Genomic DNA, 20,651 nt, shown 5'->3' on the forward strand with positions numbered 1-20,651 from the left:
CGGCGGGCGGTGGACCGGGTCAGCTCCCGGAGGACGAGGACCCGGAGGAGGAGGACGAAGAGGATCCCGACGAGGACGACGAGGATCCGCCGGAGGACGATCCGCCGGAGGACGATCCGCCGCTCGAGGACGATCCGCCGGAACCGCCGGTCGAGGCGGGCGCAGCCGACGAGCTCCCCGACGACGAGTCGCCCGAGCCCGAGCCCGACCCCGACCCCGACGACGAGCTCTTGGAGCCGGATGCGCGCGAGTCGGTCCGGTAGAACCCGGAGCCGTTGAACGTGACTCCGACCGCGCTGAAGACCTTGCGCAGCGCGCCCTGGCAGCTCGGGCACTCCGTGAGGGTGTCGTCGGTGAACTTCTGCTGGATGTCGAAGGCGTTGCCGCACTGCGTGCAGCGGTAGGAGTAGGTGGGCACGGGTGCTCCTGAGAAGAGGGGGAGTGGAAGAGGGGAGAGGAGGGCTCAGCGCTGCACGTCGAGGACGCCGGAGGGGGTCACGACGCCGTCGACCGGCTGGTCGTGCACCTCGCTCGGCACGTGGTCGACGAGCTCGCTGTCGAAGACGACCGCGTAGACGGGCGGGCACTTCTCCATCGAGCCGAGGGTCTTGTCGAAGTAGCCGCGGCCCCAGCCCATCCGCATCCCGGTCCGGTCGACGGTGGCCGCGGGCACGATGATGAGGTCGACGTCGTTGATCGCGATGGGCCCCAGCAGCGCTCCGACGGGCTCGGGCATGCCGAACAGGCCCTGCGTCTCGGTGTGGCCGTCGCCGACCGCCCAGTCGAGCAGGCCGTCCTGCCGCGAGATGGGGAAGAGCACGCGGATGCCGTGGCTCTCGGCCCAGCCGAGGAACGGTCGGGTGCTCGGCTCGTCGGGTGCCGACAGGTAGCACGCGATCGACCTGGCCCCGTAGCGGGTGACCAGGTCGACGAGGTGCTCGGTGATGCGGGCCGTCGCCTGCTCGCGGGCCGTGGTCGTCTGCGTGCGTCGGCGCTCGCGCAGCTCGGCGCGCAGCGCCCGCTTCTCGTGAGTGATGTCGGCTGGCATGCGCTCAGTCTAGATCGGGGCCCGCGTGCGGGATCGGCGCGGCCCTCGCTCTGCTGAGGCGCGCTCACTGCAACCTGTCCCACAAGAGGGGCCGCTCGCGGAGCGTCCTCGGAAACATCCCCGACCACCGCCGCCGATATAGTGACGCCCCATGGGCACTCGAATCCGCAAAGCCGTCATCCCCGCCGCAGGTCTCGGCACCCGCTTCCTGCCGGCGACCAAGGCGATCCCGAAGGAGATGCTCCCGGTCGTCGACAAGCCGGCCATCCAGTACGTCGTGGAGGAGGCGGCGGACGCGGGTCTGCAGGACGTCCTCGTCATCATCGGGCGCAACAAGAACGCCCTCGCCAACCACTTCGACTCGGTGCCCGAGCTCGAGCTGAACCTGAGCAAGAAGGCCGACGACGCGAAGCTCGCGCACGTCAAGTACGCGAGCGACCTCGCCGACGTGCACTTCGTCCGCCAGGGAGAGCCCAAGGGCCTCGGTCACGCGGTCTCCCGCGCCCAGCGCCACGTGGGCGACGAGCCCTTCGCGGTCCTGCTCGGCGACGACCTCATCGACGCCCGCGACCCGCTCCTCACGCGCATGATCGACGTCGCCGAGAAGCGCGACACCACCGTGGTCGCCCTGCTCGAGGTCGACCCCGACCAGATCCACCTCTACGGCTGCGCCGCGGTCGAGACCACCGACGAGGACGACGTCGTCCGGATCACGGGCCTCGTCGAGAAGCCGTCGAAGGAGGACGCTCCGTCGAACCTCGCCATCATCGGCCGCTACGTCCTCAAGCCCGACGTGTTCGGCGTGCTCGAGGACACCCCGCCCGGCAAGGGCGGCGAGATCCAGCTGACCGACGCGCTCGAGCGCATGGCTCAGGACCCGGCCGAGTTCGGCGGCGTCTACGGCGTCGTCTTCCGCGGCCGCCGCTACGACACCGGCGACAAGCTCGACTACATCAAGGCGATCGTGCAGCTCGCCTCCGACCGCGACGACCTCGGCAAGGACCTCAAGCCCTGGCTCAAGGACTTCGTCGAGACCCTCTGACCCGGAGCCTCCCCGAGGCCCTCCCGATCGTCGAGATCCCCCGCCGCCGCGGGGGATCTCGTGCGTGAGGGGACCGAGCGGCACGGCGCATCCGTCTCCGATCCCGACCGCCCGGTCCACCCCCTTCGACGACCTCGTGCGCGCAGTACAGTCGGGACATGCCGCTGCCGATCCCGACGCTCTCCGAGGGTCGAGTCACCATCCGCCCCATCCGGGTGCGCGACGCCCGCCCGCTCGAGCGCGAGCTGATCGCCAATCGGGCGTGGCTGCGGCAGTGGGAGGCGTCGGACCCCCGCGGCGGTGCCGCCTTCGACGTCCGCGCGAGCATCCGCTCCCTGCAGCAGAACGCGCGGGCCGGGGGAGGGGTGCCGTTCCTCATCGAGTGGGACGGCGAACTCGCCGGGCAGCTGAACATCTCGAACATCGGCTACGGCTCGCTCTCCTCGGCGTCGATCGGCTACTGGGTGGCCGAGCGGTTCGCGGGCCGCAGCATCACTCCGATCGCCGTCGCGCTCGCCACCGATCACGCCTTCCTCGATCTGGGGCTGCACCGGATGGAGATCTGCATCCGACCCGAGAACCGGCCGAGCCTGCGGGTGGTCGAGAAGCTCGGCTACCGCTACGAGGGACTGCGCCGCCGGTTCATCCACATCAACGGCGACTGGCGCGACCACTTCTGCTTCGCCCTGGTGGCGGAGGAGGTGCCGCGCGGAGTCCTGCGCCGCTATCTCGACGGCCAGGTGCCGCACGACGTCGGCACACCCAGCGAGGCCGACCAGCGGGCATCGCACCGTTCCGGGCTCTCGGGGCCGCCGGACGGGGCGGGCATCCCCCGGACGGGGAGCCGACTCATCGGCGATCCGCGCGGACACACCTACCCGTAATGACGGACGGGAGCACCTCCGACTCCTAGCGTGGGTCGCATGAGTAGCGACTGGCTGGGTGGGGGCGTCGTCTGGGCGCTCGCCGCCGTTCTGTGGGTCGCCTACCTCATCCCCACGTGGATGCGCCGCCGGTCGTACAACGCGACCGAGCGCAACGCGGTGAGGCTGCAGCAGACGCTGCGGATCCTCGCCGAGACCGCGGAAGTACCCGAGCACGTGCGTGCGGAGGCGACGGCCCGCGAGGTCGCGCTCCAGCAGCGCACCCTCCGGGCGACCGAGACACGACGACGAGCCGAAGAGAAGGCACAGGCGATGGAGCTGGCACAGGCGGAGAAGGCGGCGCGCGAAGCGCTGCGACGGGCGGCCGCGACCACGAAGCAGAGCACTCGCACGGAGCCCGGCGTTCTGCGCTGGCGGCAGACCGCCGCCTTCGCGGTGCTGGTCGGCCTCGTCGCGGCCCTGGTCGGGCTCGTGATGCTGCCGTTCGGCGGCAACGGCGTGGTGCCGACCGTCGGCGGGTTGCTGGTCGCGGCCGGACTCGGCACGCTGCTGGTGCTCGCTCCGGGTCGGCGCCGCGCGGCCGCTCCCGCGTCGACGTCCGCGACGACCGTCGCGGCGTCGCGCCGCCCGGCCGAGGTCTTCGAGGCCGAGCTGGCCGAGGACGCGCCCGCGGAGGCGGAGGCCCCCGCCGCGGAGGCCGTGAGCTGGACGCCGAAGCCGCTCCCGAAGCCGCTCTACCTCTCGCGCGGAACCGTGGCCGCCAGCGCCATGGCCTCCATCGACGCCGTCGAGCGCCTGCGCGCTGCGGCGGCGGAGGCGGAGCTCGCGCAGCGCGCGGCCGCGTCGGCCCCCGAGGTCGCGCCGATCCGCACCCCCCGCGCCACGGCTCCCGTGCCGGTCCCCGAGGCTCCCCGTCCGTCCTCGCGCTTCGCCTCGATGGGCGTCGTCGAGGGCGTCGACGCGATCGACCTCGACCAGGCGCTGCAGCGCCGCCGCGGGGCCTGACGCCTCCACTCGTCGATTCGGAGCCCGCCCCCCGGCGTGCTAGTGTGGACGAGTTGTTCGGGCCGGAGACGGCTCGGAAGGCACGGGTCCGTGGCGCAGTTGGTAGCGCGCTTCGTTCGCAATGAAGAGGTCAGGGGTTCGAATCCCCTCGGATCCACCGCACGATCAGAAGGCCCGCTCGAGAGAGCGGGCCTTCTGTGTTCATGAAGGTCCCGCTCGCGGGTGAGCCTTCTGGGTTCGTGGGGGCCGGGCCTGCTCAGGGAGCGTGTCCTCGGGGCTCATGGGGTCGGGTCCGCTTGCCGGGGTCAACCGGGGAACGGTCTCCTGCGCTCCGCTCCGGGTCGGCGCGAAGAGGGTCTCGGGGGACGCTCCGGGCCCGCTTCGGGGCGATTCGGAAAGGCGCTCGATCGCGAGTGAACGCCGAGTGGCCCCTGCCGGCCGGGCGAGGCCCGTCCCCGGGCGGCCCTCTGTCGCCGCCGGAAGGGGCGCAGCCGGCGCCGGCCGGGCGTCAGCGCAGCGACGGGTCCATATCCGCCCAGTTCTCGACGGTCTGCAGCACCCAGAAGACGGTGAAGAGGGCGAGCGCCAGCGCCTCGACCAGCAGCAGCCACTGCTCCCCGAGCAGCGCCTCCCCGCGGCCGGTCAGCACCAGTGCGACCAGCGCGAGGTCGGTCGCGGCGAGCAGCACCGCGAGCACGGCGTACGCGATCGAGTAGCCGCGCGGCGAGCCGGGGCCGCGCACCCCCTCCGATCGCACCGCGTGCGCGTGCACGCCCGCGACCGCGGCCATCAGGAGGAAGAAGACGGCGGCGGCCGCGTAGTGACCGGTCACCGCGAAGGCCGGAGTCGCGGACGCGGCGGCGAGGGCGACGAGCAGCACCGCCGCGACGGCGATCCGCACCAGAGCGATCCTGTCCAGCCGGCGATCGAGGGCCAGCAGTGCGACGGAGGCGACGAGGACCGCCGCAGCGACGAGGAGGTAGGCGAGCATCCCGACCGCGAGCTCCTCGGTCGCGCTCGCCGGAAGGCAGCGCGCGACGCCGGCGGGGCAGCCCGTGCCCGTCAGCATCGCGAGCTCGTCCGACCGGAGCGGCACGGGGACGAGCGCGATGAGCGGCGCCGTCATCCCGCCGAGCAGCAGGAGGTAGCGGCGCAGACTCCGCCCGGCGAGGACGACCAGCGCGACGGACACCGCGAACAGCGCACCGACGAGGACCGAGCGCGCGGGCGTGTAGTAGGCGGCGCTGATCGAGCGGAGCGGGCCGACCGCGACCAGGTGCCGGCCGACTCCGGCGGCGAGCAGGAGGACCGCAGCGCAGAGCGACAGCCGCACGTAGCGGTGCGTGCGCAGCGACGAGACGGAGCCGTCGGCGCGCAGAGCGTCGGTCGGGCGCACGCCGGCTACTCCGCGCGCAGACCCGCCGAGCCGAGGGCGAAGTCGACGTCGATGCGGATCGCCACCCGGAGCGGGTTCTCGCGGGGGACACGGTAGCGGCGCGAGTAGAGGTCGACGGCGTGCGCGACGGCCTCGGGCTCCTCCTCGATCGAGGCGGGACCGCCCAGGCTCAACCAGCGGACGCCGTCGACCTGGCCGACGGTCGCGGTGCCACCGCGGCGCACGTTGAGCACCTTCTGGCTCTCGCGCGAGGTGATGACGCGCACGACGCCGTCCTCATAGGTGAAGCCCACGGCGACGACGTGCAGACGTCCGCCGCGGCCCGGGGTGGAGAGGGTGGCCAGGTGCCGCTCGGTCACGAACTCGAGGCCGTCGGGGCTGAGGATGCTCATGCCGCGAGCGTAGCCGGAGGGTCTGACGGGACGCCGGGCCCCCCGACCACGATCCGGCGCCCGCGAGAGGCCGGTCCGGTACGCGGCGCGCCGCGCGGGGCGTACCGGAGTGGCGTCTCGCGTAAGGCGTCAGACCTGCAACAGCAGGGCCTCGCCCTGCCCGCCGCCGCCGCAGAGGGCGGCGACTCCGAGGCCGCCCCCGCGCCGCCGCAGGGCGAGCGCGAGGTGCAGGGCCAGCCGCGCACCCGAGGCGCCGACCGGATGGCCGAGCGCGATCGCTCCGCCGTCGAGGTTGACCGACTCGGGGGCCAGGCCCAGGTCGTCGGCCGACTGCAGGACCACCGAGGCGAAGGCCTCGTTGATCTCGATCAGATCGAGATCGGCGACGGCCGACCCACGGCGGGCGAGCGCACGGAGGATCGCGGCCGACGGCTGCGAGTGCAGCGAGTTGTCGGGCCCGGCGACCTGCCCGTGCTCGGCGATCTCGGCGATCCAGGAGAGCGCGCGGGCGCGAGCCCATCCGCGGCCCGCCACGACGAGTGCCGCGGCGCCGTCGGTGAGGGGAGAGGAGCTGCCGGCCGTGATGGTCCCCTCCGGAGTGAAGGCGGGCGTCAGGCCCGCGAGGACCTCGACGGTCGTGTCGGGCCGGATGCCGTCGTCCTCGGACACGAGCACGTCGGCTCCGCGGCGCTGGGGAACGGCCACGGGCACGATCTCCTCGGCGAGGGTCCCCGACTCCCGAGCGGCGGCCGCGCGCTGGTGCGAGAGCGCCGCATAGGCGTCCTGGCGCTCGCGCCGGATCCCGCGCTCCGCGTTGCCGTCGTCGGTCACCCGGCCCATGATGCGGTGGTCGAAGGGATCGAGCAGGCCGTCGTGCAGCAGGGCGTCCTCGAGCGGTCTCGCGCCGACTCCGACGCCGTCGCGAGCGCCGAGGAGCAGGTGAGGGGTCCGAGTCATCGACTCCTGGCCGCCGGCCACGACGACCGATGCCTCGCCGGTCCGGACGAGCCGGGCGGCGTCGATCACCGCCGTGAGCCCCGAGAGGCAGAGCTTGTTGATCGTCACGGTCGGCACGTCCCAGCCCAGCCCCGCGAGGATCGCGGTCTGGCGCCCGGGACCCTGCCCGGCACCGGCCTGGATCACCTGGCCGAGGACCACCGCGTCGACGTCGGCCGCCTCCACTCCGGAGCGCTCGAGGGCCGCGCGGACCGCGTGAGCGCCGAGCTCCGTGGCAGCCAAGGTGGCGAAGCTGCCGCCGAAGCGGGCGAAAGGGGTGCGCGCACCCCCGAGGATCACGGGGACGAGGTCCTCTGCGGTCATGGCCAGACTCCTTCTCGACGGTGAGAGCGGGCGGAGGCGCCGGTCAGGGCACCAGGAGGATCTTGCCCCGGACGTGGCCGTCCTCGCTCGCGCGGTGGGCCTCGACGACGTCCTCGAGCGCGAAGCGGGGCCCGAGCTCGACGCGGAAGCGGCCCTCCGCGAGCAGTCGTGCGGCGAGCGGCACCGCCTCGCGGCGCAGGCGCAGCTCCTCCGGGGTCATCGGCACGGGGTTGCCGCCCGACCAGGCCCGGATGCCGAGCGAGGCGGCGCGAGCGCCCACGACGACGGTGCCGACGTGCTGCGGATCCGTGACCAGGGAGAGGGAGGCCTCGATCGCCTCGTCGGTGCCCGCGGCGTCGAGCACGCGGTCGACACCGTCTGCAGCGGCCTCCTGCAGGCGCGCGAGCAGCCCGGGCCCGTACGCGACGGGCTCCGCCCCGAGCTCGCGGAGGAGCTGGTGGTTCGCGGGGCTCGCCGTGGCGATCACCCGGGCGCCGCGATCACGGGCGAACTGGATCGCGGCCTGCCCGACGGCTCCGGCGCCCGCGTGCACGAGGAAGGTCGACCCCTCCGCGACCCCGAGCGAGGCGACGGCCTGGTAGGCCGTGCCGATCGGGATGCCGAGTGCCGCCGCCTGCTCGAAGGACACACCGGCGGGCTTGGCGTCGAGGCTCTCCGGGCGCACGACGACCGCCGAGGCGTAGGTGCCTGTCGCGCCCTGCACGATCACTTCGTCGCCGACGCTCCAGCCCTCGACTCCCGAGCCGATCGCGGTCACGACGCCCGCGCCGTCGGAGCCCAGGCGGCGCGGCTCCGTCAGCGGCGGGCTCGGCCGCCCACCCGACCGGATCTTCCACTCGATCGGGTTCACCCCCGCGGCGCGGACCGCGACCACGAGACCGCCCGCCGGCGCCTCGGATTCGGGGGCGTCGACCACCTCGAGCACCTCGGGTCCGCCGATCCGGCGGTACTGCACGATCCTGGCCACGTCGTCCTCCTCCCTCAGCCCAGGAGCCTGTCGCGCACCTCGCGGCGCAGCACCTTGCCGATGAGCGAGGTGGGCAGCTCGTCGACCGGCACCACGCGCTTGGGCACCTTGTAGGGGGTGAGGTGCAGGCGGCAGAAGTCGCGTAGCGCCTCGGGGTCGACGGCCGCGCCGGCGCGCAGGACGACCGCTGCTGCGACGCTCTCGCCGCCGTCCGGGCGGGGCAGCCCCACCACGGCGGCCCGCGACACGTCGGGGTGGGACTCGAGCACTCCCTCGACCTCTGACGGCGAGACGTTGAAGCCGCCCGTGATGATCAGCTCCTTCGCCCGGTCGACGATCGTGACGAAGCCGTCGGCCGAGACCGTGGCGATGTCGCCCGTGCGGAGCCAGCCGTCGGCCAGCAGCGTCGCTCCGGTCTCGTCGGGGCGCCTCCAGTAGCCCTGGAACACCTGCGGGCCGCGCAGGAGCAGCTCGCCCGACTCGCCGGGCCCGCGGTCGACGGAGGGGTCGTCGGGGTCGACGAGGCGGATCTCGGTGCTCGGGAACGGCACGCCGACGGTGCCGGGGCGGCGTGTCGGTCCGACCGGGTTCCCCACCGCGACGGGCGAGCTCTCGGTCATGCCGTAGCCCTCGACGAGGAGGCCGCGGCTCGCACGCTCCCAGCGGTCGACGGTCGCGACGGGCAGTCCCATCGCTCCCGAGATGGCGAAGCGGATGCCGCGCAGATCGAGCTCGCCGCGCTCGGAGGCGCGCGCGAGCGCGTCGTACACGGGCGGCACTGCGGGGAGGAACGTGGGCGGCGAGGACTTGGCCGCGGCCTTCACGAGACCCACGTCGAACGTCGGGAACAGCACGACCTTCGCTCCGATGCTGATCGCGAAAGTCAGGCACAGCGTGAGCCCGTAGGCGTGGAAGAGGGGGAGGACCGCGTAGAAGGTCTCGCCGCCCTCGCGGAGCCCGGGCACCCAGGCCTGACCCTGCATCGCGTTCGCGCGCAGGTTCGCGTGCGAGAGGATCGCCCCCTTCGGGGTGCCGGTCGTACCGCTCGTGTACTGCAGCAGCGCGGTGTCGCCGAGCGCGGGTCGGGGGTGCGCGCGCGAGAGGCGGCGGTTGCCGACGAGGCGCGAGAAGGGGATGACCGAGCGGGTGCGCGGCCGACCCGTCAGCTTCGCGCGGGCGGCGCGGACCTTCGGCAGCGGCAGGCGCAGCGCGAGGCGCTTGGCGAGCGGGAACGACTCCGTCAGATCGACCGAGACCACGCGCTCGATGCCGAGGTCGGGGGGCATCGTCGCCACGACGTCGGCGACCTTGTCCCAGACCACCGCGACCCGGGCGCCGTGGTCCTCGAACTGCCGGCGCAGCTCCCTCGGCGTGTAGAGCGGGTTGTGCTCGACGACGATCGCACCCAACCGCAGCGCTGCGTAGAACGCGATCACGTGCTCGGGGCAGTTCGGCAGCACCAGCGCGACGCGGTCGCCCGGGCGGACGCCGAGCCGGCGCAGCCCCTCCGCGACGCGGGACACCCTCTCGCCGAGCTCGGCGTAGGTCGTGCCCGCGCCGAAGAACTCGAGAGCGGTGCCGCGCCGGTAGCGGGCCACCGAGTCCTCGAGGAGGTCGACGAGGGTCTGGGTGGGCGGGTCGATCTCGGTGGGGACGCCCTCCGCATAGGAGGACAGCCACGGCTTCGTCGCCAGGTACGGGGATCCGGGGGTCACGGAGCAACTATCGGGCATCAGCCTCCGCGGATGCTCCGAGCAGGGCCGAGGGGGTGACGGCGGCGGCGGGGCGCGAGCAGACTGGTGGGATGAGTGCAGCCATCGACCTCCTCCGCGACGCCTTCGCCCGGGTGCACGAGAACGTGCACGCCGTCCTGGACGACATCACCCCCGAGCAGCTCGGCTTCCGCGCCGATGCGCAGGCCAACTCGCCGGCCTGGCTGATCTGGCACCTGACCCGCGTGCAGGACGACCACCTCGCGCCGCTCGCCGGTCACGAGCAGGTGTGGACCGCCGAGGACTTCCACGGCCGCTCCGCGCTGCCGTTCGCGCCCGGAGCGAGCGGCTACGGGCAGGACCCGTCCGAGGTCGCGGCGCTCGCCGCCGTGCCGGCGCACCTGCTCGCCGAGTACCACGACGTCGTCCACGAGAGGACGCTCGCCTACCTCGACACGCTCTCGGACGAGGACCTCGCCGAGGTCGTCGACCGGCAGTGGGACCCGCCGGTGACCCTGGGCGTGCGGCTCGTCTCGGTCGTCGACGACGATGCCCAGCACGTCGGCCAGGCCGCCTTCGCGAAGGGGCTCGCGGAGCGCTCCTGAGCGCGGGGCCCGCGGACGATGCCGCTACCCTGGACGCGGCACCGTCGCTGAGCGGCGGTGTCCGCGGAGCGAGGACCGCGCCACCGAGAGGACACCACGTGCCGTTGCCCACCACCCCCGCCGCCCCCCTGATCCGCAAGGGTCGCGACGTCCCGGCCGAGATCGCCCGCTCGTGGCTCCTCGTCAACGCGACCCGGACCGAGACCTTCGACGCCGCGCACGCGTCGCGGGCCGACCAGATCGTCCTCGACATCGAGGACGCGGTCGACCCGAAGGCCAAGCCGGACGCCCGCGCGGACGTCGTCGAGTGGCTGAAGGGCGACAAGAAGGCCTGGGTCCGCATCAACGACCACTCCACCCCGTTCTGGTCGGACGACGTCGACGCGCTGAAGGGCCTCCCGGGGCTCGCGGGCGTCATGCTGGCCAAGACGGAGGCGGCGGAGCACGTCACCGAGACTTTCGACCGCCTCGGCGGCTCGACCCCCGTGCTCGCGCTCGTCGAGTCCGCCCTCGGGATCGAGGAGGCGGTCTCGATCGCCCGCGCCCGCGGCTGCTTCCGGCTCGCGTTCGGCAGCGGCGACTACCGCCGCGACACCGGCACGAGTTCCGACGACCTGGCCATGGCGTACCCGCGCTCGCGCCTCGTCGTGGCCAGCCGCATCGGCGACCTGCCCGGCCCGATCGACGGCCCGACCGTGTCGAACAGCCACCCGGTCCTCCGGGAGCAGTCCGCGCTCACCGTCTCGCTCGGCCTCACCGGCAAGCTCTGCCTCGATCGGGAGCAGCTCGCCGTCATCAACGAGGTCATCAGCCCCACTCCGTCCGACGTGGCGTGGGCGCGCGACTTCCTCGACGAGTTCGAGGCGCGCGGTCGCGTGATCCGCGACGGCAGCGACCTGCCCCGACTGGGGCGCGCGAAGAAGATCGACAAGCTGGCGACCGCGTTCGGAGTGAACCCGCTCTGACCCGAGGTCCCCGGCACGAGCACGAGGAGGCGCGCATGGGCGCGGTCAGCACGTTCCTGTGGTTCGACGACGCCGCGGGCGAGGCGGTGGAGTTCTACACGGCGCTCGTGCCGAATTCGCGCATCCTCGACAGCCGGGTGCTGCCCGAGGGCTCGCCGGCTCCGGGAACCCTGCTCTCGGTCTCGTTCGAGCTCGACGGGCAGCTGTTCCAGGCGATCAACGCCGGTCCGCGGTTCCCGTTCACCGAGGCCGTGTCGATCGTGCTCACCGTGCAGACGCAGGAGGAGCTCGACCGGCTCTGGGACGCGCTCGCGTCCGAGGGCGGCGCCGAGGGACGCTGCGGCTGGGTGCGCGACCGCTGGGGGCTGTGGTGGCAGGTGGTGCCGTCGGTGCTCGCCGATCTGCTCGGCGGGCCGGATCCCGAGGGCGCGACCCGCGCCATGCGGGCGATGCTCACGATGGACCGGCTCGACATCCGGGCGCTCGAAGAGGCCTATGCCGGCGCGTAGATCCGGGAAGGCGCGCCGCTCCGTGTCACTCCGGCGGGCCTACCTCCGCGACTACCGCTACGCCTACGGATCGCGCTTCGCTCATCTGCGCGACGGCTGGGACGTCTCGCACTACGCCGACGGCGACCGTGCACCGGTGCTGCTCATCCCGGGCGTGTACGAGACGTGGCAGTTCCTCCGACCGGTTGCGGACCGCCTCAACGGCGCCGGCCATCCGATCCACGTGCTGCCGGCGCTCGGGCACAACACCCGGCCCATCGTCGCGTCGGCGGCTCTCGGGCAGGAGTACCTGCGCGAGAACGACCTGCGCGACGTGATCGTCGTCGCGCACAGCAAGGGCGGGCTGATCGGCAAGCACATGATGGTCGTCGACGACCTCCACGAGCGGCGCATCGACCGGATGATCGCGGTGTCGACGCCCTTCACCGGCTCGCCGCTCGCGAGGATCGCGCCCGCTCGCGCACTGCGCGAGTTCCATCCGCACCGCCCGGTCATCCGGACCCTGCTCGCCGAGCGCGACGCCGACTCGCGCATCACGTCGATCTACGGCATGCGCGACCAGTACATCCCCGGCGGCAGCCGACTCGTCGGCGCGCGCGAGAACATCGCGGTCTCGGTCGTCGGCCACTTCGCACTGCTGTCGCACCCGAAGGTGCTCGACCTCATCGCCTCGCGCGTCGATCCGGAGTGACGGGGCCGGGGCGCCGGGGCGCGCCCGGCCGGTCCCGGGTCAGCTCCAGGGCGTGAGCAGCACGAGCGGGATCTCGCGCTCGGTCTTCGTCTGGTACTCGGCGTAGTCGGGCCACGCCTGGACGGAGCGCTCCCACCACACCGCGCGCTCGTCGCCCTCGAGGACGCGCGCCGTGTAGTCCTTCTTGACCGGCCCGTCCTGGAGCTCGACGTGCGGCTCCTTGAGCATGTTGCCGTACCAGACGGGGTGCTCCGGGGCGCCGCCCTTGGAGGCGACGACCACGTACTCGCCGTCGTGCTCGACCCGCATGAGCGCGGTCTTGCGCAGCTTGCCGCTGCGCGAGCCGACGGTGGTGAGGACGATGATGGGCTTGCCGCGCAGGAGGTTGCCCTCGGCACCCCCGGTCGACTCGTAGAGCTCCGCCTGCTCGCGGGCCCAGGCGGACGTGCTCGGTTCGTATTCTCCGGTGAGAGGCATGCTCCGATCGTAGCCACGGGTGCGCCGAGGATTCGAGCCGTGCACGAGGATGGAGCGGTGCAGGCTCCCGACCAGATCGACCGCGCGCTGATCGCGCGACTCCGCGACGACCTCCTCCGCGCCCGGTACGGCGTGGACGCCGTCCGCGAGCTGTGGGGGGAGGCGGCCGCCGAGGCCCTGCACCGCGGCGACCGTGTGCCGGCGCGGCGCGCGCTCGCCCGCTCCGCGGCGGGATCCGTTGAGGAGCGGGCCCGCGCCGTGCTCGCGCGGCTGTTCCTCCTGGCCGATCCCGTCACGGCTGCGGAGGCGGAGGAGGCGCTCCCCGCCCTCGGGCTCGACGGCGCGGTCGAGCTGGAGCTCGTGCGCGCCGAGGCCGGAGCGGTCGTCGTCGCCGCGCTGGATCTGCGGCCCTACGACCTCGTCGACTCGCGCGGTGCCGCCTCCTGGTGGATCGCCTCCGACCTCGGCGAGCTGGCCCTGGGCCGCGCACTGTCCGAGGACCACGTCCTCGGCGTCGGCGGAGCGAGCCTGACCCTGACCGGGCTGATGATCCAGCGTCCGGTCGGCAGGGTCCTCGACCTCGGCACCGGCTGCGGGATCCAGGCCCTGCACGCCTCCCGGCACGCCGACCGCGTCGTGGCGACCGACATCTCGCACCGCGCCCTCGCGATCGCCGCGTTCAACGCCGAGCTCAACGGCATCGACTCGATCGAGTTCCGGCACGGCAGCCTCTACGAGCCCGTGGCGGGGGAGCGGTTCGACCACATCGTCACCAATCCGCCGTTCGTGATCACCCCGCGCTCGCCCGGGGTGCCCTCCTACGAGTACCGGGACGGCGGACTCGAGGGCGACGAGATCGTGCGCCGAGTGGTGGTGGGCGCCGCGGAGCACCTGACCCCCGGCGGCGTCGCGCAGCTGCTCGGCAACTGGGAGTACCGCGAGTCGGCCGACGCCTTCGACCGGGTCCGTGGCTGGCTGGCCGACACCCGCGGTGCGCTCGAGCAAGCGCTGGAGCCCGGCCGCGCGGGGCTGGACGCCTGGATCGACGGCGCCCGGTCGCCGCTGGACGTGTGGATCGTCGAGCGCGAGCAGCAGGATCCGGCCGTCTACGCCGAGACCTGGATCCGCGACGGGGGCACGACCCGCGGGGCGGAGTTCGACACCCTGGTCGACGCGTGGCTCGAGGACTTCGAGCGGCGCGGGGTGACGGGTGTGGGGTTCGGCTACGTGACCCTCCGCCTGCCCGCGCGCCCGAGGCGGCCGTTCGAGCGCCTCGAGCGGATCGACGGAGTGCTCTCGACCGCGGGGCTCGGCGGCCACCTGGCGCACTGCCTCGACGCCGCCGAGCGGCTCGCCGACCTCGACGACCGCACCCTCGCGGGCCTGTCGCTCGTCGTGGCGCGCGACGTGACGGAGGAGCGGCACTACTGGCCGGGCAACGACGACCCGACCGTGCTGCGGCTGCGCCAGGGCGGCGGCTTCTCGCGCACGGAGGACGTCGACACGGCGCTCGCCGCGGTCGTCGGCGCGTGCGACGGGGAGCTGTCGCTCGCCGCGATCATCGCGGCCGTGGCGTCGCTCCTGCACGTGGAGGAGGAGGCGGTGAGCGCCTCGGTGCTGCCGGGAGTGCGCGATCTCGTCTCGACGGGGATGCTCGTCCTGCCGTGACGCGCTGCTGCCGATCCCGACGCGTCAGAAGAGCGTCGCGGGGCGTCCTCGACGGCGGGAGCCGGGGGAGTCGACGGCGCGGCGTCGGGCCAGCCCGGTCCGGCGTCGACCGGCTGCCGGCGCTGGTAGGCGGTCGCGGCGGCGCGGGCGCGGACGTCGGCCGCCTCGTTCATCCGGTGGTTCGCGTGCCCCTTCACCCACTCGAAGGTCACCGCGCGCCCCTGCAGAGCCTCGTCGAGCGCCTTGATGATCTCGACGTTCATCACCGGCTTGCCGTCGGCCTTGCGCCAGCCCTTCCGCTTCCAGCCCGGCAGCCACTCGGTGCAGGCCTTGATGGCGTACTGGCTGTCGCAGAGGATGTGCAGCGGCTCCTCCTCGTGGGCGGTGGCGCGCAGGAGCTCGAGCACCGCGGTCAGCTCGCCGATGTTGTTGGTGCCGTGGGACCAGCCGCCGGCGGCCCAGCGCTCGTCGTCGACGTACCAGGCCCAGCCCGCGGGGCCGGGATTGCCCAGGGCGGATCCGTCTGCGGCGGCGATGATGCTCACGTACTGCTCCTCGTGCGGTCGGCGCACCCGCGCGGGCGCCTTTCGAGGGTAGTCGCCCGACGGCGCCTGCCCGGCCGGTGGCGGGATCGGGGCGGAGCGCAAGCGGGTGCCGGATGTCGGTCGTCGCCGCCACAGTGGACGGATGACCAGCATCCCCACCCTCACGCTCAACGACGGCACCTCGATCCCGCAGCTCGGCTTCGGCGTGTTCAAGGTCGACCCCGACGAGACCGAGCGCATCGTCTCCGAAGCGCTCGAGATCGGCTACCGGCACATCGACACCGCGGCGATCTACGGCAACGAGGAGGGCGTCGGCCGGGCGATCGCCTCCTCCGGCCTGGCCCGCGACGACCTCTACGTGACGACCAAGCTCTGGAACGGCGACCAGGGCCGCGGCACCGCACCCGGCGCTCTCGACGCGAGCCTCGAGAAGCTCGGGCTCGACTCCGTCGACCTCTACCTCATCCACTGGCCCAGCCCCGCCCAGGACCGCTACGTCGAGAGCTGGGAGGCGATGCAGGAGCTGCAGGCGGCCGGGCGCACCCGCTCCATCGGAGTCTCGAACTTCCTCGTGCCCCACCTCGAGCGCCTGCTCGACGCGACCGACGTGGTTCCGGCCGTCAACCAGATCGAGCTGCACCCCTACCACCAGCAGCCGACCGTGACCGCGTTCGGTGCTCAGCACGGCATCGCGACCGAGGCGTGGGGGCCGCTCGGTCAGGGCAAGTACCCCCTCCTCGAGCTGCCGGTGATCACCGGGGCCGCCGAGGCGCACGGAGTGACGCCGGCGCAGGTCGTGCTGCGCTGGCACCTCGACCGCGGGCACATCGTGTTCCCGAAGTCGTCCACCAAGGCGCGCATCGCCGAGAACCTCGACGTCTTCGGCTTCGAGCTGGGCGACGACGAGCGCGACGCGATCACCGCGCTGGAGCGAGCGGGCCGCGTCGGCGGCGACCCGAACGAGGTCGCCTAGTCCGGGCGGGTCTCGCGTCCTCCTGCCGATCGAGTAGCCCCGCAGGGGCGTATCGAGATCCCCGAGCCGAGGGGGTCTGTCAGCCCGCGCGCCCCGCGATCGTCACCCGGGTCGCGTAGGGCATCCCGATGCGCTCGCCCGGCAGGCCGTCCACGTTTCCCGAGACCGCTGCGAGCACCGCGGCCCGCTCCGGCTCCGGCAGGGCGATGACATAGCTCCGCGACGCGAAGACGTCCTGCAGCGCCTCCCGCGTCATCTCGTGCACCCAGTCGAAGGCCGCGAAGGCCCGGCGCTCGAGCGCGGCGCCCAGCGGCGGCCGCAGCGTCTCGAAGCGCTCAGCGGGGGAGGAGCCCGCGACCTCCCCGAGGCGCCGCACCCACGGCACGCTCTCGTCGCGGATGTTCCACACGAGGGCGACGACCCCGCCCGGGACGAGCACCCGCGCCACCTCGGCGCTCGCCCGCTCCGGATCGACCCAGTGCCAGGCCTGCGCCATCGTCACGAGCTCGACGGACGAGTCCGGAAGCGGGATCTCCTCCGCAGTGCCCGGCAGGGCCCGCACCGAGGGCAGCAGCTCGACGAGCCGCCCCCGCATCGCCTCGTCCGGCTCCACCGCGGTGACGTCGAGCCCGCGGGCGACGAGGGAGGCGGTGAGCTTCCCGGTCCCGGCGCCCAGATCCAGGACCCGCAATCGATCGGAGGCGTCCGCTCCCGCGGCCCGCGCGCGTTGCGGCACGTGAGCGGCCGGCGCGCGATCCGGCGCGTGCGACAGGGCCCAGTCCACCGCGTCGTCCGGGTACCCCGGTCGCCCCCGGTCGTAGGCGTCGACGGCGGTTCCGAAGGAGCGGGCGGGGTCCTGGTGCGTCATGCCCCCGAGGCTACGATGCGCTCGTGCGGTGCAGCACGTCGATCGCGTAGCCGTAGCCCGCGATGCCCGCCCCGACGATCACCGCGATCGCGACGTCCGAGAGGTACGAGTGGTGGCGGAACTCCTCGCGCCGGTGGACATTGCTGATGTGCACCTCGACCATCGGGAGCTCCGTCGCCAGCACGGCGTCGCGGATCGCGATCGACGTGTGGGTGTAGGCGCCCGCGTTCAGGACGACTCCGGAGCAGGTGCCGCGCGCCGCGTGCAGGCGGTCGATGATCGCGCCCTCCGAGCTGCTCTGGAAGAACTCGACCTCGAGGCCGAGGCTCCGCGCGCGGTCGGTCGCCAGCGACTCGACGTCGGCCAGCGTGTCCGAGCCGTACACCTCGGGCTCGCGCGTGCCGAGCAGGTTCAGGTTCGGTCCGTTGACGACGAGGATCGGGAGCATCCTCCGACCCTAGCGGGGGCGGTCCTCACTCCACCGGAGCGAGCACCGCGAGATCCAGCGGCAGCGGCGGCAGGGCCGCTCGCAGGCGGATCAGCTCGAGCGCGTGCGCGTCGAGCCGGCGGTCCTCGTCGCTCCGCGGCTCGAGCGCGGGCACCGGCTCTGCGGTGCCGTCGGCGCCGGGCACCACGAAGACGCTCATGCACTGGGTCGTCAGCTCGAGTTCGCCGGTGCGCGGGTCCCCCGAGCGCACGTGGATCGCGAGGTGCATGCTCCGGCCGCCGGTGTGGATCAGGCGCGCCTCCACCTCGACCAGGTGACCGATGCGGACGGGGCGGTAGAAGTGGATCCCTCCGGAGTAGACCGCGACCGCGTCGCGTCCGCTCCAGCGCTGGGCGACCGTGTCGGCCGCCTCGTCGATCCAGCGCATCACGATGCCGCCGTGCGCGTTGCCGCCCCAGTTGACATCGCCCGGAGCCGCGAGGAAGCGGAAGACGATGCGCGGCCCGGTGCCCTCGTCGGTGTACCGCTGCTCGCGCATCACCTCGTGCAGCGCCCGGCGCCCGGCGATGCGGGCGGCGGCGCCCTCGGCGAGCGCCGAGTCCTCGAGCGAGCGAGGCTGCCACTCCGGCACCGCGCGCGGCCGCTTCTCCGCGTCGACCGCCACGAAGATCAGGAGGCAGTGGGTGGCGGCCTCGTAGACCCCCGTGCGCGGATCCGCCTGGCCGACCCGGACGAGCACGTGCATGCTGCTGCGACCGGTGTGGATCACCTGGGCGCTCGCCTCGATCAGGTTGCCGACGACGATGGGCCGGGTGAAGTGCACGTTGCCGACGTACGCCGTGACGCAGTAGCCGCCGCTCCAGCCCACGGCGCAGGCGTAGCCCGCCTTGTCGATCCACTCGAGCACGCGCCCCGCCTGGGCGCTGCGGCCGTCGGCGGTGGCGTCCTGGGGAGCCGCGAGGAAGCGGAGGGTGATGCGGTCGGTCATGTCGTCCAGTGTTCCGGGTGCGGGAGGCGAGGGGAGTGGACCCGCGGGAGGTGCGAGGAAAGGGGGATGATCCTCCCGCGGGCCACAGGGAGCGCAGGCGCGGGGCCTGCGAGTCGGGTCAGGCCGCGTGCGGCACCGCGAGCTCCTGGGCGAGGAGCCGGAAGCGGAGCGCCGCGAGCTCGGCGGTGAGCTCGGCCGGGAGGCGCTCGCCGAAGCGGGCGAAGAACTCCTCGGTCAGCGCGCACTCGTCCAGCCACGCGTCCACGGGCACGGAGAACAGCTCGGCCTTCACGGCGTCCGAGAGGTTCAACCCGTGGGTGTCGATCGCCACGGGGAGATCCCCGAGCGGGCTGCGGCGCGCGTCGGCCGTGCCCTCGAGTCGGCGCACCAGCCACTGGATCACCCGGGCGTTCTCGCCGAAGCCGGGCCAGAGGAAGGAGCCGTCGGCGCCCTTGCGGAACCAGTTCACCTGGAAGACCGCGGGAGCCTTCTCGCCGAGGTCCTCCCCGATCGCGAGCCAGTGCGCGAAGTAGTCGGCCATGTTGTAGCCGCAGAAGGGGAGCATCGCGAACGGGTCGCGGCGGAGCTCGCCGACCGTGCCCTCCGCTGCGGCGGTCTTCTCGGAGGCGATCGTCGCGCCCAGGAACACTCCGTGCTGCCACGAGGTCGCCTGCGTCACGAGCGGCACGTTGGTCGCCCGACGCCCGCCGAAGACGATGGCGTCCAGCGGCACGCCCTCGAAGGCGTCCCAGTCGTCCGAGAGCGAGGGGCACTGCAGCGCCGGCGCCGTGAAGCGGGCGTTCGGATGCGCGGCGGGCGTGCCCGACGCCGGCGTCCACGGCTTCCCGCGCCAGTCGGTGAGGCGCTCGGGGACGTCGTCCGTCAGGCCCTCCCACCACACGTCGCCGTCCTCGCGCAGCGCCACGTTGGTGAAGATCGTGTTGCCCCACAGCGTGTGCACGGCGTTGGGGTTGGAGGTCCGCCCCGTGCCGGGCGCCACGCCGAAGAAGCCCGTCTCCGGGTTCATCGCCCAGAGCCGCCCGTCCTCGCCCTTCTTCATCCAGGTGATGTCGTCGCCGAGGGTCTCGACGCGCCAGCCCGGCAGGGCCGGCTGCATCATCGCGAGGTTCGTCTTGCCGCACGCACTCGGGAACGCCGCGGCCACGTGGTACCGCCGCCCCTCCGGCGAGACGACGCGGATGAGGAGCATGTGCTCGGCGAGCCAGCCCTCCTCGCGACCCATCGCCGAGGCGATCCGCAGGGCGAAGCACTTCTTGGCGAGCAGGGCGTTGCCGCCGTAGCCGGAGCCGAACGACCAGATCTCGCGGGTCTCGGGGAACTGGGTGATGTACTTCGTCTCGTTGCACGGCCAGGAGACGTCGTCGCGGGTGACGCCGTCGGCGTCGCGCAGCGGGAAGCCGACCGAGTGCACGCCCCGCACGAACGCGGTCTCCTCGGTGAAGGCGGCCAGCGGAGCGGCGCCCACGCGCGCCATGATCCGCATGTTGAGCACGGCGTAGGCGGAGTCGGTGAGCTGCACGCCGAGCTGCGAGAGCGGGCCGCCGATGGGGCCCATCGAGAACGGCACGACGTACATCGTGCGCCCGCGCATCGCGCCCTCGAAGTACGGGGCGATCTCCGCCTTCATCGCCGACGCCTCGCGCCAGTTGTTGGTGGGGCCGGCGTCGGCCTCGTCCGTGGTGCAGATGAAGGTGCGGTCCTCCACTCGGGCGACGTCGTCGGGATCGGTGCGGGCGAGGAACGAGCCGGGGCGCCACTCCGGGTTGAGGGGGAGGAGCTTGCCCTCCTCGACCATGCGCGCGGTGAGGCGGTACCACTCGGCGGGGGAGCCGTCGCTCCACTCGATCGCGTCGGGCTGGAGGATCGCCGCCGTCTCTCGGACCCAGCGTCGCAGCGCGAGCGGCGCGGGCGGGACGGCGACCGCGGGAGTCGGGGTGGGGGCGGTCAGGGTGCCCGGCTCGAGCCGCACGGTGTTGGTGAAGATGCTCATGGTCGCTCCGCTTTCTGGGATGTCGTCGTCGACGGGTGGGGAGTCGGCCTCGATCAGTGCGTCGAGGGGCGTCCGTGTGGCGCCTGCAGCCAGAATGGAGGAGGATCGGGGTCTCT

21 protein-coding genes, 1 tRNA gene and 1 pseudogene are annotated in these 20,651 nt (G+C 73.2%); 10 read left to right on the plus strand and 13 right to left on the minus strand.

Going from position 1 to position 20,651, the window contains the following annotated elements:
* Positions 1–19: 19 nt before the first annotated feature.
* Together IOC53_RS02595 and IOC53_RS02600 are read right to left on the minus strand one after the other, a co-directional pair.
* The gene (locus IOC53_RS02595) at positions 20–418 is read right to left on the minus strand and encodes an FmdB family zinc ribbon protein (RefSeq protein ID WP_207402833.1); all 399 of its coding nucleotides are present in this window, start codon (positions 416–418) and stop codon (positions 20–22) included.
* 45 nt (positions 419–463) lie between these two features.
* The gene (locus IOC53_RS02600; protein WP_207402834.1) at positions 464–1,048 is read right to left on the minus strand and encodes a 5-formyltetrahydrofolate cyclo-ligase; all 585 of its coding nucleotides are present in this window, start codon (positions 1,046–1,048) and stop codon (positions 464–466) included.
* Between the two features lie 151 nt (positions 1,049–1,199).
* Here IOC53_RS02600 and galU point away from each other — a divergent pair, with 151 nt between their 5' ends.
* The 4 genes from galU to IOC53_RS02620 all read left to right on the plus strand — a co-directional run bounded on the left by galU (position 1,200) and on the right by IOC53_RS02620 (position 4,136).
* Positions 1,200–2,090: a UTP--glucose-1-phosphate uridylyltransferase GalU gene (gene galU / locus IOC53_RS02605; protein ID WP_207402835.1), complete on the plus strand. Its 891-nt coding sequence runs from the start codon at positions 1,200–1,202 to the stop codon at positions 2,088–2,090.
* A gap of 158 nt (positions 2,091–2,248) precedes the next feature.
* Positions 2,249–2,974 carry a GNAT family N-acetyltransferase gene (locus IOC53_RS02610; protein WP_207402836.1) on the plus strand — a complete coding sequence of 242 codons (726 nt, stop codon included), beginning with the start codon at positions 2,249–2,251 and terminating at the stop codon, positions 2,972–2,974.
* Between the two features lie 39 nt (positions 2,975–3,013).
* A complete protein-coding gene (locus IOC53_RS02615; RefSeq protein ID WP_207402837.1) occupies positions 3,014–3,979 on the plus strand; it encodes a hypothetical protein in 966 nt (321 codons plus the stop codon).
* Between the two features lie 84 nt (positions 3,980–4,063).
* Positions 4,064–4,136 (plus strand) — tRNA-Ala (locus tag IOC53_RS02620).
* A gap of 351 nt (positions 4,137–4,487) precedes the next feature.
* Here the strand turns inward: IOC53_RS02620 and IOC53_RS02625 are convergent.
* The 5 genes from IOC53_RS02625 to IOC53_RS02645 all read right to left on the minus strand — a co-directional run bounded on the left by IOC53_RS02625 (position 4,488) and on the right by IOC53_RS02645 (position 9,808).
* Positions 4,488–5,375, minus strand: coding sequence for a hypothetical protein (locus IOC53_RS02625; RefSeq protein WP_207402838.1), 888 nt, complete (start codon positions 5,373–5,375; stop codon positions 4,488–4,490).
* Positions 5,376–5,380: 5 nt separating this feature from the next.
* Positions 5,381–5,767, minus strand: coding sequence for a pyridoxamine 5'-phosphate oxidase family protein (locus tag IOC53_RS02630; RefSeq protein ID WP_207402839.1), 387 nt, complete (start codon positions 5,765–5,767; stop codon positions 5,381–5,383).
* Between the two features lie 129 nt (positions 5,768–5,896).
* Complete coding sequence (locus IOC53_RS02635) at positions 5,897–7,087, minus strand: acetyl-CoA C-acyltransferase (RefSeq protein WP_207402840.1); 1,191 nt, start codon at positions 7,085–7,087, stop codon at positions 5,897–5,899.
* A 43-nt stretch (positions 7,088–7,130) separates the two neighbouring features.
* Complete coding sequence (locus tag IOC53_RS02640; protein ID WP_207402841.1) at positions 7,131–8,075, minus strand: NADP-dependent oxidoreductase; 945 nt, start codon at positions 8,073–8,075, stop codon at positions 7,131–7,133.
* A 14-nt stretch (positions 8,076–8,089) separates the two neighbouring features.
* A complete protein-coding gene (locus IOC53_RS02645; protein WP_207402842.1) occupies positions 8,090–9,808 on the minus strand; it encodes a long-chain-fatty-acid--CoA ligase in 1,719 nt (572 codons plus the stop codon).
* A gap of 71 nt (positions 9,809–9,879) precedes the next feature.
* Here IOC53_RS02645 and IOC53_RS02650 point away from each other — a divergent pair, with 71 nt between their 5' ends.
* From IOC53_RS02650 to IOC53_RS02665, 4 genes are all read left to right on the plus strand, one after another.
* A complete protein-coding gene (locus IOC53_RS02650) occupies positions 9,880–10,392 on the plus strand; it encodes a DinB family protein (RefSeq protein WP_207402843.1) in 513 nt (170 codons plus the stop codon).
* A 104-nt stretch (positions 10,393–10,496) separates the two neighbouring features.
* A complete protein-coding gene (locus IOC53_RS02655) occupies positions 10,497–11,357 on the plus strand; it encodes a CoA ester lyase (RefSeq protein ID WP_207402917.1) in 861 nt (286 codons plus the stop codon).
* A 35-nt stretch (positions 11,358–11,392) separates the two neighbouring features.
* Entirely contained in the window at positions 11,393–11,866 is a 474-nt protein-coding gene (locus IOC53_RS02660) for a VOC family protein (protein WP_207402844.1), read from the plus strand.
* 22 nt (positions 11,867–11,888) lie between these two features.
* Positions 11,889–12,557: a triacylglycerol lipase gene (locus IOC53_RS02665; protein WP_207402845.1), complete on the plus strand. Its 669-nt coding sequence runs from the start codon at positions 11,889–11,891 to the stop codon at positions 12,555–12,557.
* A 39-nt stretch (positions 12,558–12,596) separates the two neighbouring features.
* Here IOC53_RS02665 and IOC53_RS02670 read toward each other — a convergent pair whose 3' ends face one another.
* A complete protein-coding gene (locus IOC53_RS02670) occupies positions 12,597–13,034 on the minus strand; it encodes a nitroreductase family deazaflavin-dependent oxidoreductase (RefSeq protein ID WP_077223758.1) in 438 nt (145 codons plus the stop codon).
* A 39-nt stretch (positions 13,035–13,073) separates the two neighbouring features.
* Between IOC53_RS02670 and IOC53_RS19625 the strand changes: the two genes are divergently transcribed.
* Positions 13,074–14,702 (plus strand): methyltransferase, encoded by a 1,629-nt coding sequence (locus IOC53_RS19625; RefSeq protein ID WP_374070176.1) that lies wholly within the window; start codon positions 13,074–13,076, stop codon positions 14,700–14,702.
* 194 nt (positions 14,703–14,896) lie between these two features.
* Here IOC53_RS19625 and IOC53_RS19630 read toward each other — a convergent pair.
* Positions 14,897–15,487, minus strand: a pseudogene (locus IOC53_RS19630) (ribonuclease H); the annotation flags it as partial.
* On the opposite strand from IOC53_RS19630, the gene IOC53_RS02685 reads away from it, so the two are divergent.
* The gene (locus IOC53_RS02685; RefSeq protein WP_207402846.1) at positions 15,390–16,220 is read left to right on the plus strand and encodes an aldo/keto reductase; all 831 of its coding nucleotides are present in this window, start codon (positions 15,390–15,392) and stop codon (positions 16,218–16,220) included. The pseudogene IOC53_RS19630 and the gene IOC53_RS02685 overlap by 98 nt on opposite strands.
* A 79-nt stretch (positions 16,221–16,299) precedes the next feature.
* Here IOC53_RS02685 and IOC53_RS02690 read toward each other — a convergent pair whose 3' ends face one another.
* The 4 genes from IOC53_RS02690 to IOC53_RS02705 form a co-directional block, all read right to left on the minus strand.
* Complete coding sequence (locus tag IOC53_RS02690) at positions 16,300–17,088, minus strand: class I SAM-dependent methyltransferase (protein ID WP_207402847.1); 789 nt, start codon at positions 17,086–17,088, stop codon at positions 16,300–16,302.
* Positions 17,089–17,098: 10 nt separating this feature from the next.
* Positions 17,099–17,536 carry a type II 3-dehydroquinate dehydratase gene (gene aroQ / locus IOC53_RS02695; RefSeq protein ID WP_207402848.1) on the minus strand — a complete coding sequence of 146 codons (438 nt, stop codon included), beginning with the start codon at positions 17,534–17,536 and terminating at the stop codon, positions 17,099–17,101.
* A gap of 25 nt (positions 17,537–17,561) precedes the next feature.
* The gene (locus IOC53_RS02700; RefSeq protein WP_207402849.1) at positions 17,562–18,524 is read right to left on the minus strand and encodes an acyl-CoA thioesterase; all 963 of its coding nucleotides are present in this window, start codon (positions 18,522–18,524) and stop codon (positions 17,562–17,564) included.
* Positions 18,525–18,642: 118 nt separating this feature from the next.
* Complete coding sequence (locus tag IOC53_RS02705; RefSeq protein WP_207402850.1) at positions 18,643–20,535, minus strand: phosphoenolpyruvate carboxykinase (GTP); 1,893 nt, start codon at positions 20,533–20,535, stop codon at positions 18,643–18,645.
* Positions 20,536–20,651: the final 116 nt, after the last annotated feature.

Source organism: Rathayibacter sp. SD072 (genome assembly GCF_017355185.1).
GTDB lineage: Bacteria > Actinomycetota > Actinomycetes > Actinomycetales > Microbacteriaceae > Rathayibacter.